The following is a 25,446-nucleotide window of genomic DNA, read 5'->3' on the forward strand; positions in this document are numbered from 1 at the left end:
GAACCTCCTCTTGAAACATCAAGCCCATAAGCCATCATAAAAATGACCCGATAACGCGCGATCGGGTCATTCAGCATTAATTTTGCTTATCGTATGCTTCAATAATTTTCGCAACAAGCGGATGTCTGACCACGTCTGTCTGGTCTAGCTCAATCATAGAAATGCCGTCTATTCCTCTCAGCATCTCCTTCGCTACTGCAAGTCCCGATTTGACGCCTTTCGGCAGATCAATTTGACTAACGTCACCTGTAATGATCATTTTAGAGCCAAAACCCAGTCTCGTCAAAAACATTTTCATTTGAGCAGGCGTGGTATTCTGTGCTTCATCAAGTATAACATAAGCATCATCTAGCGTCCGTCCCCTCATATATGCAAGCGGAGCAATTTCAATGATGCCTCTTTCCATCAGTCGTTCTGTATGATCTGCTCCAAGCACATCATGAAGGGCGTCATACAGCGGGCGCAAATAAGGATCTACTTTTTCTTTGAGGTCACCTGGGAGAAAACCGAGGCTTTCACCGGCTTCCACGGCAGGTCTTGTTAAAATGATTTTTTTGATATGTCCGTTTTTTAAAGCATGGACTGCTTTTACGACAGCCAGGTACGTTTTCCCGGTTCCCGCCGGGCCGATGCCGAATACAAGGTCATTCCGCTTCATTGCGGCCACGTATTCCCGCTGTCCTATCGTTTTTACACGGATTGGTTTGCCTTTTGCGTTTTTTGTTATTTCTTCTTCATACATGCTTTCAAAGTATTCAAGTTCATTCTTCTTTGCCATTTTGACGGCGTAAATCACATCACGTTCAGAGATCTCTATCCCCTTGCGAATTAAAGCGAGGAGCGATCCCAGCAGCCTGTCTGCAATCTGAAACGATTCTTCATCGCCTGAGACATAAATCGTTTCGCCGCGCGTAATGATATTTACATTCAGATCTTTCTCCATCAATTTCAAAAAAGAATCTTGGTTCCCGAACAGTGAAAGCGCCTCGTCCGGGCTTTTCAGTTTTTGATTCATCGCAAGTAAATGTTCTGTCATTCTTCAGTCTCCCTGACAATAGGTGTGGTTTGAACGATATCTTCTATAACTTGGTAGAGAATAATCAACTTTACTTTACCATTCTCAACAGTCTGGTGCAAAACTTTTTCACTTTTCACCTCGCCGTTTTCGCCTATTTTATCCTCTACATCCTGTTTACCCAATTTAATGCCTTCTTGAACTGCTTCTTCTTTCGTATATTTTCGCAAAGCCTCTTCACTTTCTCTCGTCTGCTCTTTGATATAGGAAACAGGGAGCTTAAATCCGAGAAAATTCAGCGAATGCCTTTCTTGTTCTGTTTTTGGATGCTTCAATTCCTCTTTTTTAAACGTCATCCCCCAGATCGGGATTGCCAAAGAGCCAAAAGAAAGCTTGTGCTTTGTCCTTACTTTGCCCGTATAGACGTTAAATAATGTTTCAAGCGGGACCGTCACTTCAGATCTGTACCAAGTTTCTCCGTAAATTTCTGCTTTTGAGGCGACTTCCTGCTGATGCTCTTCACTGCCGATCAGTCCCGAAACAAGCAGCTGACCCTTTTCCACATGATCGTGGATTGCGGCCATCGGCTGTCCTTTTTGCACAAACATTCTTGTAATGGTTGCTTTCTTTTTGGCGACAATATCGCGCGGGCTAACATACTTTTCTTTTTCAGGCTCATTTTTCTCCACGACTTTCATGTGAATAGTCGTCCCCTTCAGATCAACTCCGACCCAGGTGATATTGTCTATTCCATTGGTTAACGATTTTTGTATTTTTTCGGGGGACATCATTAAAAACTGCAGACGCCCCTTTTTGACGCCGATTTCATTAAGATGCTGCATCATTTGATGTTCCGTTTCAGGCTTAGCGCCTGTCACATCAATTTTCCACACCATATTGGAAAGCAAAAACAAAAGGATGAAAAACATTGAAAAACCGATCGTAAACCCTATATTCAGCTTTGATTTCAGCAGCAGGAAAGGAAATCCCTTCCGATTGATAAATCGGGCTTTACATTTAAATTTTCTTCTGACCCGCCGAAAGGCATGTACATCCTGAAGCTGTATATATAACGATACGGCTTCTTTCTTTTTTTTGACATGAAAGACCGGAATCCCCTGTCTTGTGCATTCATTAAGGAGCCGCTCGATCCCTCTTCCCGTCAATTCAAGCTGGACCTTACCCGAAAAAAAAGACAGCCATTTATTTTTCACAACATTTCCCCCTCGGCTTTATGACTCAACATATCGAACGATATCAATCGTACCCTCCAAAAGAATTTCTTCCGGAAGAATTGCCTTGATGACAAAATTTTTACCTGATATGATGCACTGGCCCTGCTTCAGCATCAGCCTCACTTCATTCTCACTGAAAAGCAATAGGCCTCTGTGGTTTTCTATGTAGATATGAAGTCTGCCAACCATTGTAATCCGCGGCAGATCCATCATAACGTCCGGGGGAATTTCCAATGCTCTTGTCAGCCAAGCTTTCATACGATTCTTTCTTTGCCCCATACAAAAAGAACCCCCTTTCATCTCATATGTATGATTTGAAAGAAGGTTCTAACACTTTAATTTTTACGGACCGAGCGCATCGTATGGTGAGGTTTTTTCGCCCTAGGAGGCCCGAATACCTCTCCTAAGACGATCCCCTGTACCACAGTGTCTTTATTAACCTGGAGCATTTTTTGTTTTGTGTACACTGCTTTTTGTTTAACTGCAGTAAGGTCACGTTCCAGCCCTTTCAGGTTTCTTTCTGTTTCTCTGCGTCTTTCTTCCGCTTCCCGCTTTACCTGTTCCATGCGGTTGGGAATAGGTACAGGAGCCTCTTCTTTTGACTGCTTCTTTTGAGGAGAAGCAGTTTGCACCTGCTGAGGTTTATTTCTGCTTTGGCTGTTGTTCTTTTCCTCTTTGCTCTTTTTACCGAAAATCATAGAAATGATCCCGATAACCGCTGCGATAATTAGCGGATTGGTCAGTATATCTTCCATCAGCGTTCTCCCTTCTTAGAGAGATTATGATTTACTGTCTTCATCAGACGAATCTTTCGTCAGCTTGCCGAATGAATCACGCATTTCTGTGTCAGCATCGATGTTTTTGATATTCATGTAGTCCATGACGCCAATATTCCCTTCACGCAAGGCTTCTGCCATCGCAAGCGGCACTTCCGCTTCGGCTTCTACCACTTTCGCGCGCATTTCCTCTACGCGGGCGCGCATTTCCTGTTCTTGAGCGACAGCCATCGCACGGCGTTCTTCCGCTTTTGCCTGCGCGATGTTTTTATCAGCCTCGGCCTGATCGGTTTGTAAAATCGCGCCAATGTTTTTGCCAATGTCAACATCAGCAATATCGATCGAGAGAATTTCAAACGCAGTTCCTGAGTCCAATCCTTTCCCAAGTACCGTTTGAGAAATCATATCAGGGTTTTCAAGCACTTTTTTGTGACTTTCGGATGAACCGATTGTAGAGACGATCCCTTCTCCGACACGGGCTACAATGGTTTCTTCCCCTGCTCCCCCAACGAGACGCTCGATATTTGCTCTTACTGTAATTCTCGCTTTCGCTTTTACTTCAATCCCGTCCATAGCAACACCGGCAATGAACGGCGTTTCAATCACCTTAGGATTGACGCTCATTTGAACGGCTTCCAATACGTCACGGCCGGCAAGATCAATAGCAGCACAGCGTTCGAATGTGAGTTCAATATTGGCACGCTGAGCAGCGATCAGCGCGTTGACAACTCTGTCAACGTTTCCTCCGGCGAGATAATGGCTTTCAAGCTGATTGGTAGCAACATTAAGCCCAGCCTTATGGGCTTTAATCAATGGGTTCACCACTCGGTTTGGTATAACGCGGCGAAGCCTCATCCCGATTAGAGTGAAAATGCTAATTCTCACTCCGGCTGCTAATGCTGAAATCCAAAGCATAACAGGCACAAATGTAAAAAATACAGCTAAAACAATGATCCCTACTACGATAATAGCCAGAATCATGAGTGTTGATGGATCCATATCTATTCTCCTCGTTTCTGTTTAAATTTCTCTCACGACGATGCGTGATCCTTCCACTTTAACCACTTTTACTTTCTTATCTTTTTCTGTAAACGATCCCTCTGACACAACGTCTAGGCGTTCATCATCAATAATGACAGTACCAGCAGGACGCAGCGGTGTAAAGGTTACTCCTACTTTGCCTATTAAATCCGTACGCGTTTGATTTGAAACGTAGCCGCTCTCCGTATTTGTAGAATCATTTAATACAAATTTCTTAAAGAATTTCATACGCTTTCCCAACACCCTTGTCAGTAAGATGAAAGCTGTTATAGAAACAGCTAAGGCGATCAAGAGAGAAACCGCCATGACAGTGAAGCTCCCCGCGGCTAAAAACAGGCTCGTAACAATCGCTCCTAAGCCCAGTAATCCAATAATTCCTCCGGGAAGGAAAATCTCAAGCAGGATGAGGATCACCCCTGCTATAAAGAGAAGAATCGTCTCGTATCCGGCAAAGCCAGCCGCGAGATGCCCGTAAAAGAATAGCAACAAAGCGATAAATCCAACTGTTCCAGGAATGCCGACACCCGGTGAAAAAAGCTCTACTGTCAGACCTAAAAAAGCGATTGTCAGCAGAATAGGAACAATGACCGGGTTTGTCAGCCATCTTGCTGTCTTTTCTGCAAAACTTTCCTTTGAATAGATGGTTTCCGCCTTTTCGAACCCAAGCTTCTTTACGAGCGCGGATAAATTGTCAGCCGTGCCTTCTGAATAACCTACATCAATTGCTTTATCGGCGTTAAGTGTCAGCAGATCTCCCTTCGGCGCGCCAGCTTCCTTGGCATCTATAGCCGGGTCAGCCATTGCGAGTGCATATTTTGGATCGCGATTATTTTTCAATGCGGCATCTTCCAGCTCTGCCAGCCAAAGTGATTCAGCTTTTTGGTCAGCGGCATTGCCTTTACCGTCAATAATCGCGGCCGCTCCCATTTTTCCGCCAGGCGCCATATAAATGTTATCGGCTTGCAGAGCTATATATGCACCAGCCGACAACGCGCGTTTGTTTACATATGCAGTTACGGGGATCTCGCTTTCGGTTATCGAGTCCGCTATATCAATAGCTGATTTGACCAATCCTCCCGGCGTATTGATATCAAGAATAATATGATCTGCATGCGCTTCTTTCGCATCCTGTAATGAACGGGATAAAAACGAGGCGAGGCCCTGTTCGACATTTTTTTCAACCGGGATCACATAAACCGTTTGTTTTTCTGCTTTGGCGCTCATCTGTACGCCTAATAAAGAAAGTAAAAATATACTCAAAAGAGCAGCACGGAGTCCTTTGATTTGAAGCAAGGGCGGTGTATCCCTCCTTCCATTTATAATAAGTGCCTTCTCTTCATACGTAACAAATGTATCAAAGGTTTCATTTTTTTATGTATAAAAAAAGACATCTCTCTTAGAAAGATGTCCTTTTTTACGCCATTTAAGACAATTGACTGCTGACAAGCTTATTAATTAAGCTTCCGTCAGCTTTACCTTTTACTTTAGGCATAATTGCACCCATTACTTTTCCCATGTCCGCTTTTGAGCTCGCACCAACCTCAGCAATGGTTTCATTTACGATTGTAAGCAGTTCTTCTTCTGACAGCTGCTCGGGTAAATAAACTTCTAAAATGTCCAGCTCTTTTTGAACTTTATCTACTAAATCTAAACGATTAGCGTTTGAAAATTCCTGGAGGGAGTCTTTACGTTGCTTAAGTTCACGAGAAAGGACAGTGAGTTCCTCATCCTCGGTCAAACTGTCTTTCTTAAGCTTAATTGCTTCATTTTGAAGTGAAGCCTTAACCATTCGAACGACAGTTAGTTTGTCTTTCTCACGGTTTTTCATATATAGCTTCATATCCTGGTTAAGACGCTCAAGAAGACTCATAAATCCACCCTCTTTTAGAATTTGCGTTTTCTAGCAGCTTCAGACTTTTTCTTGCGCTTTACGCTAGGTTTTTCATAAAATTCGCGCTTTCTTGCTTCTTGCAAAGTACCTGTCTTTGATACACTGCGTTTGAAGCGACGAAGAGCATCTTCAAGCGATTCGTTTTTTCTAACGACCGTTTTTGACATTCTCTTTCCCTCCCTCCGAATACACCAATCGACTACCTTTAAGTTACACATATAAACATGTACTTTGACATTATAATATAAGCCATGAGTCAGGTCAACTAAGTGAGTTCACTTTTCCGTCATGAGTACGACTGCCTGTCTATATAATGATGGAAAGGGGTTGGTGAATAGGATGTTAATTCTGATTAGCTTTACTGCTCTTATATTATTCTTTCTCGCAGGCATGAACATGCTTCGAAAAGGCTTAATTTCAATGGCGTACTCAAAAATTGAAGAACGTTTGCTTTTATTTACAGATCATCCGTTAAAAGCGTTTCTGATTAGTATTGTATTTACAGGCATTCTTCAGAGCAGTTCAGCCTTTATGGTCATTGTCATCGGCTTTGTCAGTGCGGGCGTTCTTTCTTTTAAGCGGACGATACCAATGATTCTGGGAACAAATATCGGATCTACTTTTACAACTGAATTTATTGCTATCAAAATGGATGTTTTGATTTGGATTCTTTTGATAGGCGGGTTAGTGTTTTTTCTGATTGGCAGGTATCCCTTGAAACAGCTGGGAACAAGCCTCCTCGGTCTCGGCATCATCTTTTTTTGCATCAGCGGGTTCAGCCATCTTGCAGGGCCGCTTACAAAGCTGAAAACGGGAGCTGAAGTTCTATACCACGTTAACGATTCAAACTGGTCCGCTTTGCTCATCGGTATGGTCTTAACTGCTATCATTCACTCAAGCTCTGTCTGTATCGGCATTTTGATGAGCTTTATGAATGAAGGCATTATCGGACTGACGCAGGCGATGAGCGTCGTGCTTGGATCCAATATCGGGACATGCATTACAGCTGTCATGGCTGCTGTATCCGGCGGATATGCGGCGAAACAGACAGCGTATGCTCATGTGGTGTTTAACGTGCTGGGTGTGGCTCTAGTATTTCCTTTTCTGACGGCAGCGACCGGCTTTGTAGACCAGTTATCACCTGATCCCGCACAAAGGATCGCGCATTTCAGCCTTTTATTTAATGTGGTGACAGCTCTTTTATTTCTTCCGCTTACAAACTTGTTTTACCGCTTGATTCACTTTATTATTCCAACTAAATAAAAAAACCGGTACATGTAGATGCACCGGTTTTAGATTAAGAAGACAAACGCATGTGTTCAGTTATTTCATCCTCAACAACACGGACAAATTGCCCTTTGTTGTAAGGGTAGCCTGCTTTTAGAATTTTGACTTTCACGATTTTGCCGATCATATCTTCCGTACCTTTGAAAACAACCTTCATATAGTTGTCTGTGTAACCGACAAACATGTTCTCTTCTTCCGTTTCCTTATACGCTTCTTCAGGGATGATCTCAAGCACTTCATTTTCATACTGAGAAGCATATTCCTTCGCGAGCTGGTCAGAAAGAGCAATCAGGCGGTGTACACGTTCATTTTTTACGTTTTCATCCACTTGGTCTTCCATTCGCGCAGCTGGCGTTCCTGTACGTTTACTATAAGGAAAAACATGCAGCTCAGAGAATTTATGTTCTTTAATAAAGTTATAGGTTTCCATAAATTCTTCTTCTGTTTCGCCAGGGAACCCTACAATGACATCAGAAGTGACAGCTAAGCCTGGCAGTGCTTTTTTCAGTTTGTTTAAACGGTCTGCAAAAAACTCCATCGTATATTTACGTCTCATCCGTTTAAGCACTGTGTTTGATCCAGATTGGATAGGAATATGCAAATGATTTACAATCTTATCTGAGCGGTCTAAGACCTCGATCACTTCATCTGTGATTTGGCTGGCTTCAATTGAAGAAATTCTGATTCGTTTAACGCCTTCAACACGAGTGTCTAATTCACTCAAAAGCTTAGCGAAGTTGTAATCTTTCATATCTTCGCCGTAGCCGCCTGTATGAATACCGGTAAGAACAATTTCTTTATACCCGGCATCGACAAGCTGCTGCGCTTGTTTAATGACTTCTTCAGGGTCACGGGAGCGGAGCAGGCCGCGCGCCCATGGAATGATACAGAATGTGCAGAAATTATTGCAGCCTTCCTGTATTTTCAATGACGCTCTTGTCCGGTCCGTGAAAGCAGGTACATCAAGCTCTTCATACACTCTTGCTTTCATGATGTTGCTGACGCCGTTAATTGGCTGGCGTTCTTCACGGTATTGGTCAATGTAGCCAAGCATTTTTTCCCGGTCCTGCGTTCCGACTACAATATCGACACCAGGGATTGCCATAATCTCAGCAGGCGAGGTTTGCGCATAGCAGCCTGTGACACAGATGACGCCGTCAGGATTTTGACGAATGGCGCGTCTGATCACTTGGCGGCTTTTTTTATCTCCCGTATTTGTTACCGTACATGTATTAATGACATATACATCAGCTGTTTGTTCAAAGTCTCTTCTTTCATAGCCCGCTTCTTTAAAAAGCTGCCAGATTGCTTCTGTTTCATAATGGTTGACTTTACAGCCAAGCGTATGGAAAGCAACAGTTGCCATTACTGATCACCTCTTAATAACTCTGTTTGATAAGAAATCGCACTCAACGCATAGAGCGGAGCGGTTTCTGTCCTTAAAATTCTCGGTCCAAGGCCGCACGGCACACCGTCTTTCTCTGTGAGCCGTTCAACCTCCGCATCTGTTAAACCACCTTCAGGGCCAAATACGATCAAAAGGGATGATCCTTTCGGAAGGCTGCTTACAACCGCGCTGAATGCGCTTATTTCCCCTTGCTTCGATGACTCCTCGTATGCAACGACACATTTATCGAAATCCTGCATCCTTTGAAGAAGCTGCTGAAAAGAATGAACATCCATCACTTGCGGCACTTCGTTACGGTACGATTGTTCAGCCGCTTCCTTCGCAATTTTCGCCCATCTTTCCCGCTTTTTCTTTGCCTTTTTATCATCCAGCTTGACAACAGAACGCGCGGCTTGAAAAGGAATATAGGCATGAGCTCCGAGCTCAGTCCCCTTTTGGATAATCCATTCAAGCTTATCTCCTTTCGGGAGGCCGCTCGCAATATAGACCTTTATCGGAAGCTCTCTGTTTTCATTCGTCCATTCTACCACAAGGCAGGACACATTATCTTTGGAAACAGATTGAAGTTCACATTTTGCCTCGGAGCCGTCCTGAGAGCAGCAGATAATCTGATCACCCTCATTCATTCTCATAACGTTCACAATATGATGAACATCTTCGCCGGTAATCGAAAAAGCCGGCGCTTCCTCCATTTGCTGCTTCGTGAGCTCGATAAAATATCGTTGCATACGCTGTGACACCTACTAACTGTTATTTTTTCGCAATAATGCTGACCCAATCTTCCATTGAAAGGATTTCTACAATGGTAAAGCCAGCTTGTTCCAGTGCTTCTTTTACTTCTTGTTTTTTATGCCCGATGATTCCTGACGTAATAAAATGGCCGCCTTCTTTTAACAGGCCGTACGCTTGTGAGGTAAAACGAAGAATGACTTCAGCCAAAATGTTGGCAACGATCACATCATGTTCCCCGTCAATCCCGTCTAACAAATTGTTTTGCTTTACTTGAGCAATATCGCTCACTTTGTTTAGCTTAAGATTGAGGCGTGCACTTTCTACAGCTACAGGATCAAGATCGTAGGCATGGACTGATTCAGCCTCAAGCATTGCAGCCGCAATACTTAAAATTCCCGAACCTGTACCGACATCAATCACCTTATCACCTTTTTGCACAATACGTTCAAGCGCCTGAATGCAGAGTACGGTTGTCGGATGTGTGCCTGTGCCGAAGGCCATTCCCGGGTCCATTTCAATAATCAGTTCATCAGTATGGACCGGCGTATATTCCTCCCACGTCGGCACAATTGTAAACTTTTCAGAAATTTTCACAGGATGATAATACTTTTTCCAGGCAGTCGCCCACTCTTCTTCATTCACTTCAGAAATAGTGATGTGATTTCTGCCCAAATCAATATCGTAAAGAAGCAGATTATTAATCGTTTCTTTAATGCCTTCCACCGTTTCGCCTAGAAAACTGTTAACCGGCAGGTATGCTTTAACAATGACACCCTCGTCTGGATAATCATTGGGGTCGAGCTGGTAGATTTCCCCGTATACATTCTCACGTTCTTTAATTAAATCAAGCGGGTCCTCTATCACAACCCCACTTGCACCAGCTTCATGCAATATATTTGAGATAGGTTCGACCGCTTCATGTGTTGTGTGAATGCTTAATTCGGACCATTTCAAAACTACCAACTCCTCATCCAATAATTAATCGCCTTTAAACGCGCGTTTTACCTTGTCAAAGAAACTCATTTCCTGTTCGTCAGGCAGGTTTCCGCTGACCTCGGCGAATTCGCGTATAATGTCTTTTTGTTTGTCTGTCAGGTTTGTCGGCGTAACGACGCGGACGACGATATGCTGGTCACCCTGTCCATAGCCTCTGACATTTTGAACGCCTTTGCCTCTTAATCTGAATTTCGTTCCTGTTTGTGTACCTGCAGGGATTTTTAATTTCACTTTTCCATGCAGCGTCGGAACTTCCACTTCATCTCCAAGAGCTGCCTGAACAAACGTTAACGGCATTTCACAGTAAATATCATCGCCGTCACGCTCGAAGAACTCGTGGGCGCGCACGTGGAACACGACAAATAAATCTCCGGCTGGGCCACCGTTTACGCCTGGTTCACCCTGTCCTGCGAGACGAAGCTGCTGTCCGTCATCTACACCGGCTGGAATTGTCACGTTAATTTTTTTGCGTTTTTTGATTTTTCCTTTGCCGCCGCAATCCGCACATTTGTCTTTAATGATTTTGCCCGTACCTTCACAGTGGTGGCAGACCCGTCTGTTCACGACTTTTCCAAACGGCGTATTTTGCTCCACGTTTAACTGGCCGGAGCCTCCGCAGTGCGAGCACGTTTCCGGGTTTGTTCCAGGTTTCGCACCTGAGCCTTTACATGTATCACACGTTTCCTCGCGCGGAATTTCAATGGTTGTTTCTTTACCGAAAGCGGCATCCTCAAATGACAAGGTCATCGTATACTGCAAATCGGCACCTTGGCGCGGTGCGTTTGGATCTCTTCGTCTTGTGCCTCCGCCGAAAATACTTGAGAAAATATCATCGAAACCAAAACCGCCGAAATCGCCGCCGCCAAAACCTCCGCCGCCGAAGCCCTGATTAGGATCAGTATGGCCAAATTGGTCGTAATGCGCACGTTTTTGGTCATCTGACAGCGTTTCGTACGCTTCTTTTACCTCTTTAAATTTTTCATCTGATCCGGCTTCTTTATTAATATCAGGATGATATTTTTTTGACAGCTTCCGATAAGCTTTTTTAATTTCATCCTTTGAAGCGCTCTTACTTACTCCCAGCACTTCATAGTAATCACGCTTACTCATCTCGCTTCACTCTCCCGAATTTCTCACATAAATTAGATTGTATCATTTTGAATTATGATTTTTCAATTCCTTTTATCCCGGGCAAGAAAAAAAGTCAAAGCCAAGAGATGCCTGACTTTGACTTTCTAATCATTGAATCAGATTATGAAATGTGTTCTTATTGTCAGCCCCAGAAGCGGGACTGACTCTAAAAAGAACTTATTTTTTGTTTTGATCGTCGTTTACTTCTTCGTATTCAGCGTCGACAACGTTGTCATCCGCTTTACCTTCAGCGTTTTCTCCGCCTTGAGCTTGCTGTGCTTTAGCAGCTTCTTCATAAAGCTTCATAGAAAGCTCTTGAACGATTGTTTGAAGTTCATCTTTTTTCGCTTTGATCTCTTCAAATTCGTTTTTCTCAATCGCTGCTTTTAAAGCGTCTTTGGCATCGTTGGCTTTTTTCACTTGTTCTTCGTCCACTTTGCCTTCTAGATCTTTTAATGTTTTCTCAGTTTGGAAAACAAGTTGATCTGCTTCGTTGCGGACTTCGATTTCTTCTTTTTTCTTCGCATCAGCGTCAGCATTTTCTTCCGCTTCTTTTACCATGCGTTCGATCTCATCATCAGAAAGACCTGAAGAAGATTTGATTGTAATGTTTTGTTCTTTTCCTGTGCCTAAGTCTTTTGCTCTTACGTTTACGATACCGTTTTTGTCAATATCGAAAGAAACTTCGATTTGAGGCACGCCACGTGGTGCTGGCGGAATATCAGTAAGCTGGAAGCGGCCGAGTGTTTTGTTGTCGGCAGACATTGGGCGCTCACCTTGGAGAACATGGATATCAACAGCTGTTTGGTTATCAGCAGCAGTTGAGAACACTTGAGATTTGCTTGTCGGGATCGTAGTGTTGCGGTCGATCAGTTTTGTGAACACGCCGCCCATAGTTTCGATACCAAGAGAAAGCGGTGTAACGTCAAGAAGAACTACGTCTTTTACGTCACCAGTGATAACGCCGCCCTGAATCGCAGCACCAAGCGCTACAACTTCATCTGGGTTTACGCCTTTATGCGCTTCTTTTCCAGTTTCTTTTTTGATTGCTTCTTGTACGGCAGGGATACGAGTTGATCCGCCGACAAGGATGACTTTGTCGATTTCGCTTGCAGAAAGTCCTGCATCTTGCAGCGCTTGACGGACAGGACCCATTGTGCGCTCTACTAAATGAGCAGAAAGCTCTTCGAATTTAGCGCGAGTTAATGTAAGTTCAAGGTGAAGCGGTCCTGCTTCTCCAGCTGTGATAAACGGTAAAGAAATTTGCGTAGAAGATACGCCGGAAAGATCTTTTTTCGCTTTTTCAGCTGCGTCTTTCAAACGTTGAAGCGCCATTTTGTCTTTTGACAGGTCAATGCCGTTTTCTTTTTTGAATTCAGACACAAGGTGATCGATGATGACTTGGTCAAAATCGTCACCGCCCAGACGGTTGTCACCGGCAGTTGAGCGAACTTCGAATACACCGTCGCCAAGTTCAAGGATAGAAACGTCGAATGTACCTCCGCCAAGGTCGTATACTAGGATTGTTTGATCTTCATCTGTTTTATCAAGTCCGTATGCAAGCGCTGCTGCAGTCGGCTCGTTGATAATACGTTCTACTTCAAGACCTGCAATTTTACCAGCGTCTTTTGTCGCTTGACGCTCAGCATCGTTAAAGTAAGCAGGAACTGTGATAACTGCTTTTGATACTGTTTCGCCAAGATAGCTTTCAGCGTATGATTTAAGGTGTTGAAGGATGATAGCAGACACTTCTTGAGGAGTGTAATCTTTTCCTTCAATTTCAACTTTATAATCAGTACCCATATGGCGTTTAACAGACATGATTGTGTTAGGGTTTGTGATAGATTGTCGCTTAGCCACTTCCCCTACCTGGCGTTCGCCGTTTTTGAATGCAACAACTGATGGCGTTGTGCGGTTTCCTTCAGCGTTAGCAATAACTTTAGGCTCGCCGCCTTCGAGCACTGCCACACATGAGTTTGTTGTTCCTAAGTCGATTCCGATAACTTTACTCACTTGAATAACCTCCTGCTATGTAATTATTGATTCACTTTAACCATGGAAGGGCGAATGACGCGATCCTTCAGCTTATAGCCTTTTTGCATTTCCTCAACAACAATGTTGGAGCCATAATTTTCATCTTCAGCCTGCATTACGGCTTGGTGCAGATTAGGATCAAATTCCTGCCCTACAGCTTCGATGGCTTCCACGCCTTCTTTTTTCAAGGCTTCTACGAGCTGACGGTGGACCATTTCCATTCCCTGGAGCAAACTTTTCGTCTGTTCATTGTCGGCTTCAACCTGAAGCGCTCTTTCAAAGCTGTCAAGAGCCGGCAGCAAATCAGCCACGATGTTTTGAGAACGGTATTTTTGGGACGCTTCCATCTCTAAACGGCTGCGTCGTTTATAGTTTTCAAAGTCTGCTTGAACACGCAAAAGTTTGTTTTCTTTTTCCTCAAGCAAACCTTGCAATTCATTAATTTGATTTTGAAGAAGATCGCTTTCATTTGTTTCTTCCTGCTGTTCTTCAACGACTTCTTGCTCTTCTGTTTCGTTTTCTTCAACTTTTTCAACGGTTTGTTTTTCTTCTGACATTGTGTTCACCTCCCTCAAAGTGTAAGGAGAAGGGCGGGTTCTGCCCTTCGATAAAATTTGCCAAAATTCCCTTATTCATCATACAAACTTGTTAATGCTTTTGACAAGTCCGAAGTCACATGCTGAAGCAGGCTGACAACCCTGGAATAATTCATGCGTGTCGGACCGATGATCGCAATTGAGCCGATCTGCTTCTGATCAACGGAATAAGAAGCCGTAATCAGACTGCAGTTTTCCATCTCTTCATAATCATTTTCTTTCCCGATTTTAATCGAAATTCCCGTGTGCGGGGATTGAACAAGCTTTAAAACATCCTGTTCTTTTTCGATTAATGAGAGCAGCGACCGAACTCTGGTGATATCATGGAACTCCGGCTGGTTTAGCATATTGATTTTTCCGCCGAAAAACAATTTTTCAACGTGATTTGTGGAATGAAAGGTTGAACGAAGCGCGTCAAGTATATTGTCATAGTTCTTAATGTGCTGTCTTAAGTACATGACGACTTCCTTAAATATACGCTCATTCAGTTCATCCATTGGAACGCCGCTTAAACGCTCGTTCAATATATTTACCAGTTTTTCAATATCAGACAGATCCATTTTGGCTGGAAAATTAATCGTTTTGTTTTCCACATGCCCCGTATTGGTAACGAGAATTGCTACCGCCATATCAGGCTGAATCGGTATGATTTGAATCTGTTTAAGGTAATTCTCACTCAGCTTCGGCCCGAGTACGATGGATGTATAATTCGTCAGATCGGACAAAATTTGAGCTGATTTTTGAACTGTCTTCTCCAGCTCGAAAATTTTCTCTTTGAAGATCGAGTGGATTTGGTTCAGGTCGCTTTTTGTCAGTTTGACGGGTGACAGCAAATGGTCAACATAGTACCGGTACCCTTTTTCTGACGGAACACGTCCTGAGGATGAATGGGTTTTTTCAATGAAGCCCAATTCTTCCAAGTCAGCCATCTCGTTTCTTATTGTTGCAGAGCTAAATGTGATTTCATCTTTTTTCGAAAGAGTTCTTGATCCTACCGGCTGTGCCGATTTAATAAAATCGTTGATTATGACCTGAAGGATCAGCAGCTGACGATTTGTTAACATCATCATCACCTCTGTTAGCACTCTCAATAAGCGAGTGCTAATTCTATAACAAAAGTATCAAACCACAAGAAAAATGTCAATTATAACTCACCCAAAAAAGCGCCAAAAACTTCATTACCTAATAATTTCCCCTGATGAGTCAAACAAACAGCAGACTCCGAATTGTGAATCAGCCCTTTTTCAGTGAGGTCTTCTAATACGCTTGGAAAAAGTTCATCCAGTGAACGACCGTATCTATCTGCGAATCGTTTTTTGCTGACACCGGCTGTTTTTCTCAAACCTAAAAACATTTCTTCTTCAATTTGTTCTTCTGTTGTCACTTCATGTGTATCTCTGTACGGAAAGCCTTTTTCGGCTATCAAGTCAATGTAATGTTTAACAGGCCCGACGTTCACGGTCCGTGTGCCGCCGATATATCCGTGGGCCCCTGCTCCAAAGCCGAAATATTCTTCGTTGCTCCAATACGTCAGATTGTGCTCTGATTCCATACCTGCCTTGGCAAAGTTGCTGATTTCATATTGATGAATGCCATAAGCTTTCATGCGGCTCATTACCATTTCATACATTTCGGCTTCCTGCTCCTGCGGCGGCAGATGAAGCCGCCCTTTTTGCATCAAATTATAAAATACCGTTTTCGGCTCTACAATGAGGGAATATACGGAATAATGCTCGGCATCCAGCGATAAAGCAGTGTTTAAGGAATGATCCAGATGCTTAAGGGTTTGTCCCGGGAGCCCGAACATTAAATCAAGACTGATATTGTCAAAACCGATTTCCCGAGCCCTTTCAAAAGAAGTAAATACATCTTTTTGTTTGTGCACCCGGCCGATTTTTTCTAACAGATCGTCTTCGAACGTTTGGACACCAAAGCTGAGGCGATTTACGCCGGCTTCTTTTAATACTTTTAATTTCTCTGCGGACAAGTCGTCCGGATTCGCTTCAACCGCAAATTCCGATAAGGCGCTTGAAGGCTTCAGCACTCGGATGATCATGTCCATCAGCTTTTTGAGCTGTTCCACAGAGAGAGATGTTGGCGTGCCTCCTCCGATGAAGATCGTTTTAAGGTCAGGCTGCCCTGTTTTTGCTATTGTATTTATCATTTCCTGTTCGAGCGCGTTTAAATACTCGTCAACAGGCTGGCTTTGAATAAAATATTTATTGAAATCGCAGTAGTGGCAAATGTGCTCACAAAACGGGATGTGGATATAAGCTGATTTCAACGAATTCACCTTCTTTACAGAAAGAAGCCGCAGTACAGGACTGCGGCGGCTTCTATTGTTTTTTCGGACTGTCGTCCATTTTCAGAACTGCCATGAATGCTTCTTGCGGCACTTCAACTGAGCCGACCTGCTTCATTCGGCGTTTTCCTTCTTTTTGTTTTTCAAGAAGTTTCCGTTTACGCGAGATGTCCCCTCCGTAACATTTAGCCAATACGTTTTTACGCATTGCTTTTATGGTAGAGCGGGCCACGATTTTCTGGCCGATTGCGGCTTGTACCGGAACTTCAAACTGCTGGCGCGGAATGAGCTCTTTCAGTTTTTCAACGATCACTTTTCCGCGTTCATATGCGTAATCACGATGCACGATAAAGGACAAAGCATCGATTTTTTCACCGTTAAGCATAATGTCCATTTTCACAAGCTTAGACGGTTTGTAGCCGATCAATTCATAATCAAAGGACGCATAGCCTTTTGTGCTTGATTTCAGCTGGTCAAAAAACTCATATACGATTTCTGCTAACGGCATGTCATAAATGATACTGACACGGTTTGCGTCTAAATACTGCATATCAATGAAATTGCCGCGTTTGCCTTGGCAAAGCTCCATTACAGCGCCGACATAGTCATTTGGCACCATCATCGTCGCTTTAACGTACGGCTCCTCAATCCGTTCGATCGTTTGAGGGTCCGGCATGTTTGACGGGTTGTCGACAACGACCTTTTCGCCATCTGTCATATACACGTCATAGATAACGCTTGGCGCTGTCGTAATCAGGTCGATGTTGAACTCACGCTCAATCCGCTCCTGAATGATCTCCATGTGGAGCATGCCTAAAAATCCGCAGCGGAACCCGAATCCAAGCGCTTGTGAAGTTTCCGCTTCATATTGAAGGGAGGAATCATTCAGCTCAAGTTTTTCAAGGGCTTCTCTTAAATCATTATATTTCGCTGTATCAATTGGATACAAACCACAGTACACCATCGGGTTGAGCTTGCGGTATCCCGGCAGAGCTTCGTCTGCAGGATTGGCAGCGCTCGTTATCGTATCACCGACACGTGTGTCACCGACATTTTTGATTGAGGCAGTCAGGAAGCCTACATCACCGACCGTCAGTTCATTTGTCGGAGTCGCTTTCGGCGTAAATACGCCGACTTCTGTTACTTCGAATTCTTTGCCGGTTGCCATCATTTTGATTTTTTGTCCCGGCTTTACCGTCCCTTCAACGACTCTGATATACGCCACGACACCGCGGTAGGCGTCATAAAGTGAGTCGAAGATCAGCGCTTTGAGCGGCGCCTCCGGGTCTCCGGTCGGAGCAGGCACCTTTTCTACGATCTGTTCTAAAATCTCCTCAATCCCAATACCGGCTTTTGCTGAAGCCAGCACGGCTTCCGATGCGTCAAGGCCGATGACATCCTCTACCTCTTGACGCACGCGTTCCGGCTCGGCACTCGGCAGATCGATTTTATTGATGACTGGAAGTATTTCAAGATCGTTGTCAAGCGCTAAGTAGACATTGGCGAGCGTCTGCGCTTCAATCCCCTGTGCTGCATCCACGACAAGAATCGCTCCTTCGCAGGCAGCTAGGCTTCGGGATACTTCGTACGTGAAGTCGACGTGTCCCGGCGTATCAATCAGATGAAAAATGTATTCCTCTCCGTCTTTTGCTTTGTATTTAAGCTGAACAGAGTTTAACTTAATCGTTATGCCCCGTTCACGTTCAAGATCCATAGAATCGAGCAATTGTTCTTTCATTTCTCGTTGAGTGATTGCCGACGTTTTTTCTAAAATACGATCCGCTAAGGTCGATTTTCCGTGGTCAATATGGGCAATGATAGAGAAGTTCCGTATTCTCGACTGCCTCTCTAAACGCTTTTCTTTATCTGTCACAATCTATCACTCCTACTATTAAACGCAAAATACACTAGCTTAGATTATATCAATAGGATTGTAAAGATTCAATGTAAAACAAGAAAGAGAAAAGTTCCCTGTCATACCTGGGCTGCTTTTCTCTTTCACGCACCTATTGATTCAGATCCCGTATCCATTCATACATTGACTGGGCAGTGTTGGTTACGGTATCCGAAAGCGCTTTTCCGGCTTTAGAGAACATATTGAACGTTTCCACCTTTTCAAGCTCTTTTTGTTTTTCTTCTAAATCTTTCGCTGTGACTGTTTCTCCTAAGATCGAGGCTTCTTTTTCATTGTTTTTTCCGTCGGTGAGCGTAAACGCTCCCTTAAGTGAAGGGTCATGATAGCCCTTCATACTGAGCATCCCGTTATTCGCCTGCTGCATGCCGAACAGGACGCCTAAAAACATGATCGTGACTAGCAGCAAGCATTTCCCAAAGTATGCAATCAAATCAACCACCTATTTCTTATTGTTTTTTCGTCTCGCCGCTCTCCGCGTTGACCTTTTCAGCATCCCAGTACATTTCGCTGAATACGTCTGCGGCTGCGTCAGCCGCACGCTGCAGCTCTTCGAGATTATTATCTACTCCGCCAAATTCGAGCAAAAGCGCTCTGTCGGTTAAATCCTGGTTGTAAACACCATTATCGCCTGGCGAGCCTTTTGAAAAGACACCTGTACTGAGTCCGGGGTATTTTTTCTCCATCAGCTTATGAAGCTCGCTCGCAATTTTATAGTTTTCTTCAAAGTTTTTGTTTTTTTTGCCGACGACAAAGGCTACCCGGGCATAGCTTTTTCCCTTAATCGTTGCCGTCGTATCTTTTTTGCGCCGTGAGTCTCTGTGGATGTCAATGATATATTGCAGATTTTTGTTCGAGGCGAGCGCATCTTTGATGACTGGCCTTGATTCATCATAGGATCTGGCATAGTTTAAGCCTTTTTTGTTCAGCATTGCCTGTATATCCGTTTTGTTCACTGTGGCTCCGATGCCTTGGGATTCAAGCGCTTTTCCGAACATATCCCCTACAAGGGTGACGTTGGCTTTAGAATGGCGCGCCATATCAGGATCGGTCTCGCCTTTTAATAGAGGGAGATATGATTCTGTATTGTGCGTGTGATAGATAAAGACAACTTTTTTATCACCGGTTGTTTGTTTCGGCGGATCCTTTTGTGCATTGTCTGATTGTGTTTGCTGTTTTTCAATCTCTGCCAAATTCGCTTCTCTTTCTTCCTCCATCACCTTAGACGGCGGCGGAGATTCCGCAGGCATATTCGTATAGTCCGTGCCTTGTCCAGCTAACAGAATCTCGGTATCAAATTGTGCAAACCCCGGCAGCTCCCGGCCTAGAAAGCTCCGCGGATCTTCGAGGTTAATGCTTGTCGCCAGCTTCAAAGAAAGACGCGAAAGATGAAATGAGCTGTCGGTTTGAGAAAGATCAGAAGCGAAATAATGGTTTTCCATCCGCAGCAAGTGTGCAAACACGTCACCCGGCAATTCTTCAGCAATCCCGTAAAAAGAGTCAGACGACGGCCTGAGTTCCGGCCGGAGAGACGTCAGCACACCGGATAGAACAAAAATCACGATAAGGCTTGCGATAAATAGAAAGATGGCTTTTACCGCTTTCCCGCCATTTACCGCAACAACAATTTGTCTGTTTCTGCGTTTATTTCTCATTAAATCCCTCCAGCGCTTGTCTAGTAATTACTCTATGAACAAGCTAGAGGAAGTAGAACTGTTTAGTGATTGTAGGAGCCTTTGTTTTCTTGTGACACTTTTTCGTGTAGCGCTGTGTTTAACCCATTCGCCAGCACATTTGCCATATCGTCGATAAAAGAATCAACTTCCTTCGGCGTAACCATTAAGTTGTGGCCTAAAGGCGAAAGCACCTCATGAATGAGCTGTCGTTTTTCATCTTCTTGAAGGGTTCCGACAATGCCGAGGAACGATTGACGCTGCTTTTGATCAGGAAGATCTTCTTCAGTGAGCACTTTCTTTTTCCCAAACGTCATGCCAGCCGGAACAAGCGATCTTGACGGCCTGTTATCCTTCATTTCTCTGCCAAAATGTTTTAATATGTAGTCCACCGTATCGCTGGCAATCGTCACAGCGTCAACGACCGTCGGAACTCCGATGGCAATCACCGGTACGCCAAGCGTATCTTTGCTTAAATCTTTTCTTTTATTCCCCACCCCTGATCCCGGGTGAATGCCTGTATCCGATATTTGAATGGTTGTGTTGACCCTTTCCACCGCCCGCGCCGCCAATGCATCAATCGCAATGACAAAATCAGGCTTCGATTGCTCAATCACACCTTTAATAATGTCGCTTGTTTCGATTCCCGTTATCCCCATCACACCAGGGGCAAATGCACTGACAGGCCTGTAGCCCTCCTGCACGTTTTCCGGCTGAAGCTTAAACAAGTGCCTTGTTACCAATAGATTTTCTACAGCCATCGGTCCCAGCGCATCAGGTGTCACGTTCCAGTTACCGAGCCCGACGATCAAACAGCTCGCATCTTTTGAGATATTAAGGCTTTCAAGAAAGGCTGAGAATTCCTCCGCAAAGACAGCAGAGACCTTTTCTTGCATTTCCGAATCATTCTCTCTGATGCCTTGCGCCTCAAGTGTTAAATAGCGTCCTTCTTTTTTTCCCGAGAGCTCCGCGCCTTCCTTTGTAATATCAACAGTGCGGATTTTAATTCCGCCGCGATCCCGTTCTTTTTCAATAAAACCTTTAATTTCTTTTGTCGGCACAGCCTGCTGATTGGCCATCGCTTCCTTCGTTTCAACTGCTAAATCGGTACGTATCAAATACTGATTAACATCCAGCTCACTCTTTTTCATCAGGGGGCCTCCTTCATATTAAGTACCTATATTGTTGCCATTTGCTGAATGAATCATGCGAAAAAGAGATCCTTCAATGAAAAATACTTTACATTTATATTGCAATCTAAAGATGTGTTTGATAGAATACAATTTGTTCTATTGTGAAGAAGATTTAACCTTAAGACACTGTGCTACAGGTTGTATCTTAGGAGGTGAAACACATGCCAAACATTAAATCAGCGATTAAACGTACAAAAACAAACAACGAACGCCGCGTTCATAACGCGACAATCAAATCTGCTATGCGTACTGCAATCAAACAAGTTGAAGCTTCTGTTGCCAACAACGAAGCTGACAAAGCGAAAACTGCTCTTACTGAAGCAGCTAAACGTATTGATAAAGCAGTGAAAACAGGTCTTGTACACAAAAATACCGCAGCTCGATACAAATCAAGACTAGCGAAAAAAGTGAACGGACTTTCTGCATAATATAAAAACGATCCTCAATAATGAGGATCGTTTTTTTCATTTCTTTTTAACAGCTGTAAAAGGAACAGTTCGAGCAGAAGCTGCTTGTCCTTTTTCCCTGTTTTCATCTCATAGTCCATGACGGCAAGCTGTTCAATAATTGACCGGAGCTCGGCCTCTGAAAAAAGCCTTGCTTGATCCATCGCCAGCTTAACCCGAAATGGATGAACTTTTAAATTAGAAGCGATTTGCTTTTGCCCGTATCCTTGTTCCGCGAAGTACTTTGTCTGCAGAATCAGCCGGAACTGGTTCGAAATAAGCGCCATAATTTTGATAGGTTCTTCATTTTGTTTGAGCAAATCATAAAAAATTTGCAGACTCTCCGTTCGTTTCCGGTTGACGATTTTATTAATCAGCTCGAAAATATTTTGTTCAAGGCTTCTCGCAACAAGCATTTTCACATCATCCAACGTAATTTCTTCACGATCTCCAATAAACGTGCAGAGCTTTTGAATCTCCTGAAAAATCGATGACAGATGTCCATTCACAAGCAGAACCAAATGCTCCGCGGCTTCTGTGCCGATTGTTTTCTGCTCTGTTTTTGCAAGGTTGACAGTAAAATCTGTCGTCTCCTTTGCGTTTAATTCCTTCGCCTCCACCATAAACGCGTGCTTCTTTAACGCTTTCGTCAATTTTTTCCGCTCATCCAGCTTTTCATACGGGGCAAGAAGGACAAAGACCGTGTATGGCGCAGGTGATTGTATATATGTTTCAAGCGCACTGACGTTGTGCTCAATTTTTTCTTTTTTCTTTTCACCTGTTAAAAAATAGGGATTTTTCACAATAACAAGACGCCGCTCCCCCATAAACGGAAACGTTTCAGCATCTGCAATTGCTTGATCCAGCGGGTCCTCTTCCAGATCAAAAACGGATAGATTGAAATCCTTTGTCTCCTGATCAATAACTGTCTGTCTGATCCTGCTGACGGTTTCTTGCAGCAGATACGTCTCTTTTCCGTATAAACAATAAACCGGATGGACATCTCCTTTTTTCAGGCTTTTCCACACATCAAATACCATTGTTGTACGACTTCCTCTCTTTCGTCATCCCCTTCTATCCTAAATTGAGTTTGCAAAATAGTAAAGAGGAAGCCTGACTGCTGCTTCCCCATTTATATTAAACGCCAGTTTGCAAGCCCCCGGGACAGCTTGTAAAAAGGCGATAATCACCAGAACAGAAAACGTTACCTTAGCTTCTAGATTTTTCAAAACGATTCCATTATACTTAAATCAGTCAGGAGGGATAAAGTTGAATGATTTTGAAAAAAACGTTCAAAGCAAACGAAATGATGCTGTAGATTCAGCTGTTGGTTTTGTTGTGTCCTTCGGATTTTTCGCCTTCTTGTTTGTTATGGCAACGGTTATTCACCTGGTTGGTTCATAACAGCGACTGCCCGGGCTGCTGATTTCTCGGCAGTCTTTTTTTAGTTCGTCTCTGTTATATCTGATGTATCATATGGAGGATAGACAGAAAAGGTTCCAACTCTGTTTTTATATCTATATTGGATCGTTCCGTTTTGATCGGTGCGGAGCACGCGGATGGAATGTCTCTGTAATATTTGAAGAACTTCTTGATGGGGATGATGGTACCGATTGTTTTCCCCGGCCGAGATAATGGCCGTTTTCGGCTGAAGCTGTTTGATGAATTCTTCACCGGTAGAGCCTTTGCTTCCATGGTGCCCCACCTTTAAAACGTCTGCTTTTATATTCGGAAACACGTTCATTACCTCCTGTTCCCCTTCTTTCTCCAGATCACCCGTCAATACCCAGCTCATACTGCCCGTTCTCATCCACAGAACGAGAGAAGAATTATTTTTGCTTGCCGGATCAGGTGTTTCCGGTGACAGTACATGAAACTGCAAATCCTTTATTTGCAATACATCCCCTCGCTTCACCTCTTCAATTGGCACTCCCTCCTCTCTGGCTGCCTGCAGCACTTTTTCGTCTTTAGGTTCTGAGACGAACCCTTTCGGAATCAAGAGGCGCTTCACTTTATGATGCTTCAACAGAGTCACTGCCTCTCCGATATGATCTTGATCAGCGTGCGTTAAAATTAAGGCATCAAGCTGTTTGATTCCTTTGGCAGTTAAAAACGGAATCAGCACCTTTTCTCCCAGTGAAAAAGGATGCTGTTTTTCCCGCCAAGGCTCTGACGAGTAAGACAAAGTGCCGCCAGTATCAATTAAGACATGGCCACGCTGATGAGGAGCACCTACAAACATGCTGTCACCCTGCCCAATATCAATCATATCGACCTCTCCTTCAGAACTTAGACGAGGAAAAATAAAGAGAAGACAGAGCACAGCGCAGCACATACCGCCAGTTGCCATCAACTGCGAAACGGAGCGTTTTTCAATCACCATAAGCAATAGAATGATTGTGGCCGTGAACAAAAAGAGCAGAGCAGGTGCGGGACGTGCAAAGATGATCGTGAATACATCAATCTCTGCAATTTTTGTAATCAGCTTGTTGGTCCAGCTCATCAAGAAATCAAAACAGCGGAAGAACAATTGACCGGCCGATGCTGAAAGGCTTAATAGAAAAACACCTGCAATAGCGCCCGGCAAAACATAGAACGTATAAAAAGGAACAAGCACGATGTTCATCGGCATACTGATCATAGAAAACTGCTGGAAATGATACAGGAGAACAGGAAGTGAGCCCAGCTGAGCGATCATCGATACCATTATCAGCTGACCTAAGAAGGTTTTGACTTGCTGAAAAATAGAAGAGGAAAGTATCAAAGAAAAACTGACGGCGAATGACAGCTGAAAACCCGCTTCGAAGAGATGGTAAGGATTGAAGAGCAAGAGGACGATGTATGAAAGGCAGATTGCAGCGACTGAATCTACACGCCATTTCACTAGACTTCCAGTTAAGTAAATGCCTGACATCAGCGCTGCGCGAAGCACTGAAGGAGCAGCACCAGTCAATATCACATAGAGCGGCAGAAATAACAGCAACAGGATTGACGCCTTTTCTCTTGTTATACCAATACGGATCATGATATAAAACAAGCCAGCTGTCAAAATGCCGACGTGAAGTCCTGAAATCGTCAAGAGATGGACGACACCGAGCTTTTGATACGCGTTAAGTACTTCGTCCTCCACATAAAATCTGTCACCGACTGTAAGTGCTTGTACGATTCCTGCCGAGTCAGGAGGCAGCAAATCGTTTGTGAATGATACGATGTATTTTCTCAAACTGAGCAGCTTATGCCTGACATTTGCAGGTTCGCTGCAATTTTGGATCGATGTGACAGAATAGTTCCAGTGAATATGCTGTCGGTAAAGATATTCGTTATAATCAAATGTACCCGGCACAGTTGAATGTTTCGGTTCTTCCAATGAACCAGTTAATTCACATGCCATTCCCGGTTCTACATATGACAGCCGATCCTTTTCATCAGCAGACTGAATGCGATACGATGCGGCCCATTTTTCACTATCAGGCGTCTTAACTACCATAGACATACGGTCACCATCAATTTTAGGAATACTGTCAATCACTGCCTTGACTTGATAGGTGCCCCGCTGATATAAAGAGACATTCTGGGAATCTGTGACTGCATGAAGTGCAAAAAATAACATAAAAGAGAAGAAACAAACAAAAATGAGAAAAGCGTGTCTCGTTTTGATTAAAATGATGAGGAAAAAGAGGAAGAAAAGAAAAACAGCGGAGATATAAACGGCGGCAGTAATTCCAGCTGTCGCCGAAGCTGCCGCCAAAGGCAATAACAAACGCGAATTACGCATTAA

26 protein-coding genes are annotated in these 25,446 nt (G+C 43.7%); 3 read left to right on the forward strand and 23 right to left on the reverse strand.

The annotated features are described in order from the left end of the window. Positions 1–76: 76 nt before the first annotated feature. The 8 genes from M0696_RS12580 to rpsU all read right to left on the reverse strand — a co-directional run bounded on the left by M0696_RS12580 (position 77) and on the right by rpsU (position 6,125). Positions 77–1,036, reverse strand: coding sequence for a PhoH family protein (locus M0696_RS12580; RefSeq protein ID WP_166850672.1), 960 nt, complete (start codon positions 1,034–1,036; stop codon positions 77–79). Beyond that, positions 1,033–2,229 carry a sporulation protein YqfD gene (gene yqfD, locus M0696_RS12585; protein ID WP_166850669.1) on the reverse strand — a complete coding sequence of 399 codons (1,197 nt, stop codon included), beginning with the start codon at positions 2,227–2,229 and terminating at the stop codon, positions 1,033–1,035. Before yqfD ends, M0696_RS12580 begins: the two co-directional genes overlap by 4 nt. A gap of 18 nt (positions 2,230–2,247) precedes the next feature. Then, the gene (gene yqfC, locus M0696_RS12590) at positions 2,248–2,529 is read right to left on the reverse strand and encodes a sporulation protein YqfC (protein WP_222143184.1); all 282 of its coding nucleotides are present in this window, start codon (positions 2,527–2,529) and stop codon (positions 2,248–2,250) included. 56 nt (positions 2,530–2,585) lie between these two features. Beyond that, on the reverse strand, positions 2,586–3,005 hold the full coding sequence (locus tag M0696_RS12595; RefSeq protein WP_222143185.1) for a hypothetical protein: 420 nt from the start codon (positions 3,003–3,005) through the stop codon (positions 2,586–2,588). A 24-nt stretch (positions 3,006–3,029) separates the two neighbouring features. After that, on the reverse strand, positions 3,030–4,025 hold the full coding sequence (gene floA / locus M0696_RS12600) for a flotillin-like protein FloA (RefSeq protein ID WP_166850663.1): 996 nt from the start codon (positions 4,023–4,025) through the stop codon (positions 3,030–3,032). A 21-nt stretch (positions 4,026–4,046) separates the two neighbouring features. Continuing rightward, on the reverse strand, positions 4,047–5,360 hold the full coding sequence (locus tag M0696_RS12605; RefSeq protein WP_222143186.1) for an NfeD family protein: 1,314 nt from the start codon (positions 5,358–5,360) through the stop codon (positions 4,047–4,049). A gap of 130 nt (positions 5,361–5,490) precedes the next feature. Next, on the reverse strand, positions 5,491–5,937 hold the full coding sequence (locus tag M0696_RS12610) for a GatB/YqeY domain-containing protein (protein ID WP_003226182.1): 447 nt from the start codon (positions 5,935–5,937) through the stop codon (positions 5,491–5,493). 14 nt (positions 5,938–5,951) lie between these two features. Continuing rightward, positions 5,952–6,125 (reverse strand): 30S ribosomal protein S21, encoded by a 174-nt coding sequence (gene rpsU, locus M0696_RS12615; protein WP_003152957.1) that lies wholly within the window; start codon positions 6,123–6,125, stop codon positions 5,952–5,954. 172 nt (positions 6,126–6,297) lie between these two features. On the opposite strand from rpsU, the gene M0696_RS12620 reads away from it, so the two are divergent. Further along, positions 6,298–7,221 carry a Na/Pi symporter gene (locus M0696_RS12620; RefSeq protein WP_222143187.1) on the forward strand — a complete coding sequence of 308 codons (924 nt, stop codon included), beginning with the start codon at positions 6,298–6,300 and terminating at the stop codon, positions 7,219–7,221. A gap of 34 nt (positions 7,222–7,255) precedes the next feature. Here the strand turns inward: M0696_RS12620 and mtaB are convergent, their stop codons facing one another. The 12 genes from mtaB to gpr form a co-directional block, all read right to left on the reverse strand. Next, positions 7,256–8,611, reverse strand: a complete 1,356-nt coding sequence (gene mtaB / locus M0696_RS12625; RefSeq protein WP_222143188.1) for a tRNA (N(6)-L-threonylcarbamoyladenosine(37)-C(2))-methylthiotransferase MtaB — start codon at positions 8,609–8,611, stop codon at positions 7,256–7,258. Further along, complete coding sequence (locus M0696_RS12630; protein WP_166850653.1) at positions 8,611–9,381, reverse strand: 16S rRNA (uracil(1498)-N(3))-methyltransferase; 771 nt, start codon at positions 9,379–9,381, stop codon at positions 8,611–8,613. Before M0696_RS12630 ends, mtaB begins: the two co-directional genes overlap by 1 nt. Before the next feature lie 22 nt (positions 9,382–9,403). Beyond that, positions 9,404–10,339 carry a 50S ribosomal protein L11 methyltransferase gene (prmA, locus tag M0696_RS12635; protein ID WP_222143189.1) on the reverse strand — a complete coding sequence of 312 codons (936 nt, stop codon included), beginning with the start codon at positions 10,337–10,339 and terminating at the stop codon, positions 9,404–9,406. A 24-nt stretch (positions 10,340–10,363) separates the two neighbouring features. Further along, positions 10,364–11,491: a molecular chaperone DnaJ gene (gene dnaJ / locus M0696_RS12640; protein ID WP_166850646.1), complete on the reverse strand. Its 1,128-nt coding sequence runs from the start codon at positions 11,489–11,491 to the stop codon at positions 10,364–10,366. A 198-nt stretch (positions 11,492–11,689) separates the two neighbouring features. Then, the gene (gene dnaK / locus M0696_RS12645; protein ID WP_166850644.1) at positions 11,690–13,525 is read right to left on the reverse strand and encodes a molecular chaperone DnaK; all 1,836 of its coding nucleotides are present in this window, start codon (positions 13,523–13,525) and stop codon (positions 11,690–11,692) included. 23 nt (positions 13,526–13,548) lie between these two features. Next, on the reverse strand, positions 13,549–14,103 hold the full coding sequence (gene grpE, locus M0696_RS12650) for a nucleotide exchange factor GrpE (RefSeq protein ID WP_222143190.1): 555 nt from the start codon (positions 14,101–14,103) through the stop codon (positions 13,549–13,551). 71 nt (positions 14,104–14,174) lie between these two features. After that, positions 14,175–15,206 (reverse strand): heat-inducible transcriptional repressor HrcA, encoded by a 1,032-nt coding sequence (gene hrcA, locus M0696_RS12655; RefSeq protein WP_166854627.1) that lies wholly within the window; start codon positions 15,204–15,206, stop codon positions 14,175–14,177. Between the two features lie 80 nt (positions 15,207–15,286). Further along, positions 15,287–16,426, reverse strand: a complete 1,140-nt coding sequence (gene hemW, locus M0696_RS12660) for a radical SAM family heme chaperone HemW (protein WP_222143191.1) — start codon at positions 16,424–16,426, stop codon at positions 15,287–15,289. Positions 16,427–16,478: 52 nt separating this feature from the next. Then, the gene (gene lepA, locus M0696_RS12665; RefSeq protein ID WP_222143192.1) at positions 16,479–18,317 is read right to left on the reverse strand and encodes a translation elongation factor 4; all 1,839 of its coding nucleotides are present in this window, start codon (positions 18,315–18,317) and stop codon (positions 16,479–16,481) included. Positions 18,318–18,450: 133 nt separating this feature from the next. Further along, positions 18,451–18,789, reverse strand: a complete 339-nt coding sequence (locus tag M0696_RS12670) for a YqxA family protein (RefSeq protein ID WP_166850632.1) — start codon at positions 18,787–18,789, stop codon at positions 18,451–18,453. A gap of 16 nt (positions 18,790–18,805) precedes the next feature. Continuing rightward, positions 18,806–20,011, reverse strand: a complete 1,206-nt coding sequence (gene spoIIP, locus M0696_RS12675) for a spore autolysin SpoIIP (RefSeq protein WP_166850629.1) — start codon at positions 20,009–20,011, stop codon at positions 18,806–18,808. 62 nt (positions 20,012–20,073) lie between these two features. Continuing rightward, complete coding sequence (gpr, locus tag M0696_RS12680) at positions 20,074–21,180, reverse strand: GPR endopeptidase (protein ID WP_041905682.1); 1,107 nt, start codon at positions 21,178–21,180, stop codon at positions 20,074–20,076. A gap of 203 nt (positions 21,181–21,383) precedes the next feature. On the opposite strand from gpr, the gene rpsT reads away from it, so the two are divergent. Next, complete coding sequence (gene rpsT, locus M0696_RS12685; RefSeq protein WP_003229989.1) at positions 21,384–21,650, forward strand: 30S ribosomal protein S20; 267 nt, start codon at positions 21,384–21,386, stop codon at positions 21,648–21,650. 14 nt (positions 21,651–21,664) lie between these two features. On the opposite strand, the gene holA is transcribed toward rpsT, so the two are convergent. Continuing rightward, a complete protein-coding gene (gene holA, locus M0696_RS12690; protein WP_222143193.1) occupies positions 21,665–22,708 on the reverse strand; it encodes a DNA polymerase III subunit delta in 1,044 nt (347 codons plus the stop codon). Positions 22,709–22,747: 39 nt separating this feature from the next. Then, entirely contained in the window at positions 22,748–22,897 is a 150-nt protein-coding gene (locus tag M0696_RS12695) for a hypothetical protein (protein ID WP_166850619.1), read from the reverse strand. A 40-nt stretch (positions 22,898–22,937) separates the two neighbouring features. Here M0696_RS12695 and M0696_RS12700 point away from each other — a divergent pair, with 40 nt between their 5' ends. After that, positions 22,938–23,072, forward strand: a complete 135-nt coding sequence (locus M0696_RS12700; RefSeq protein WP_003229983.1) for a YqzM family protein — start codon at positions 22,938–22,940, stop codon at positions 23,070–23,072. 40 nt (positions 23,073–23,112) lie between these two features. Here the strand turns inward: M0696_RS12700 and M0696_RS12705 are convergent, their stop codons facing one another. Then, entirely contained in the window at positions 23,113–25,443 is a 2,331-nt protein-coding gene (locus tag M0696_RS12705; RefSeq protein ID WP_222143194.1) for a DNA internalization-related competence protein ComEC/Rec2, read from the reverse strand. Between the last annotated feature and the right edge of the window lie 3 nt (positions 25,444–25,446).

This window comes from Bacillus rugosus (genome assembly GCF_023238245.1).
In the GTDB taxonomy this organism is placed as follows: domain Bacteria; phylum Bacillota; class Bacilli; order Bacillales; family Bacillaceae; genus Bacillus; species Bacillus rugosus.

Coding starts and splice junctions, on each gene's coding strand:
- M0696_RS12595 (WP_222143185.1), bottom strand. CDS start 3,005: ATGGAAGATATACTGACCAATCCGCTAATTATCGCAGCGGTTATCGGG.
- hrcA (WP_166854627.1), bottom strand. CDS start 15,206: ATGTTAACAAATCGTCAGCTGCTGATCCTTCAGGTCATAATCAACGAT.
- mtaB (WP_222143188.1), bottom strand. CDS start 8,611: ATGGCAACTGTTGCTTTCCATACGCTTGGCTGTAAAGTCAACCATTAT.
- M0696_RS12620 (WP_222143187.1), top strand. CDS start 6,298: ATGTTAATTCTGATTAGCTTTACTGCTCTTATATTATTCTTTCTCGCA.
- holA (WP_222143193.1), bottom strand. CDS start 22,708: ATGGTATTTGATGTGTGGAAAAGCCTGAAAAAAGGAGATGTCCATCCG.
- dnaJ (WP_166850646.1), bottom strand. CDS start 11,491: ATGAGTAAGCGTGATTACTATGAAGTGCTGGGAGTAAGTAAGAGCGCT.
- grpE (WP_222143190.1), bottom strand. CDS start 14,103: ATGTCAGAAGAAAAACAAACCGTTGAAAAAGTTGAAGAAAACGAAACA.
- M0696_RS12705 (WP_222143194.1), bottom strand. CDS start 25,443: ATGCGTAATTCGCGTTTGTTATTGCCTTTGGCGGCAGCTTCGGCGACA.
- yqfC (WP_222143184.1), bottom strand. CDS start 2,529: ATGGGGCAAAGAAAGAATCGTATGAAAGCTTGGCTGACAAGAGCATTG.
- spoIIP (WP_166850629.1), bottom strand. CDS start 20,011: ATGAGAAATAAACGCAGAAACAGACAAATTGTTGTTGCGGTAAATGGC.
- M0696_RS12580 (WP_166850672.1), bottom strand. CDS start 1,036: ATGACAGAACATTTACTTGCGATGAATCAAAAACTGAAAAGCCCGGAC.
- rpsT (WP_003229989.1), top strand. CDS start 21,384: ATGCCAAACATTAAATCAGCGATTAAACGTACAAAAACAAACAACGAA.
- M0696_RS12630 (WP_166850653.1), bottom strand. CDS start 9,381: ATGCAACGATATTTTATCGAGCTCACGAAGCAGCAAATGGAGGAAGCG.
- M0696_RS12610 (WP_003226182.1), bottom strand. CDS start 5,937: ATGAGTCTTCTTGAGCGTCTTAACCAGGATATGAAGCTATATATGAAA.
- rpsU (WP_003152957.1), bottom strand. CDS start 6,125: ATGTCAAAAACGGTCGTTAGAAAAAACGAATCGCTTGAAGATGCTCTT.
- floA (WP_166850663.1), bottom strand. CDS start 4,025: ATGGATCCATCAACACTCATGATTCTGGCTATTATCGTAGTAGGGATC.
- gpr (WP_041905682.1), bottom strand. CDS start 21,180: ATGAAAAAGAGTGAGCTGGATGTTAATCAGTATTTGATACGTACCGAT.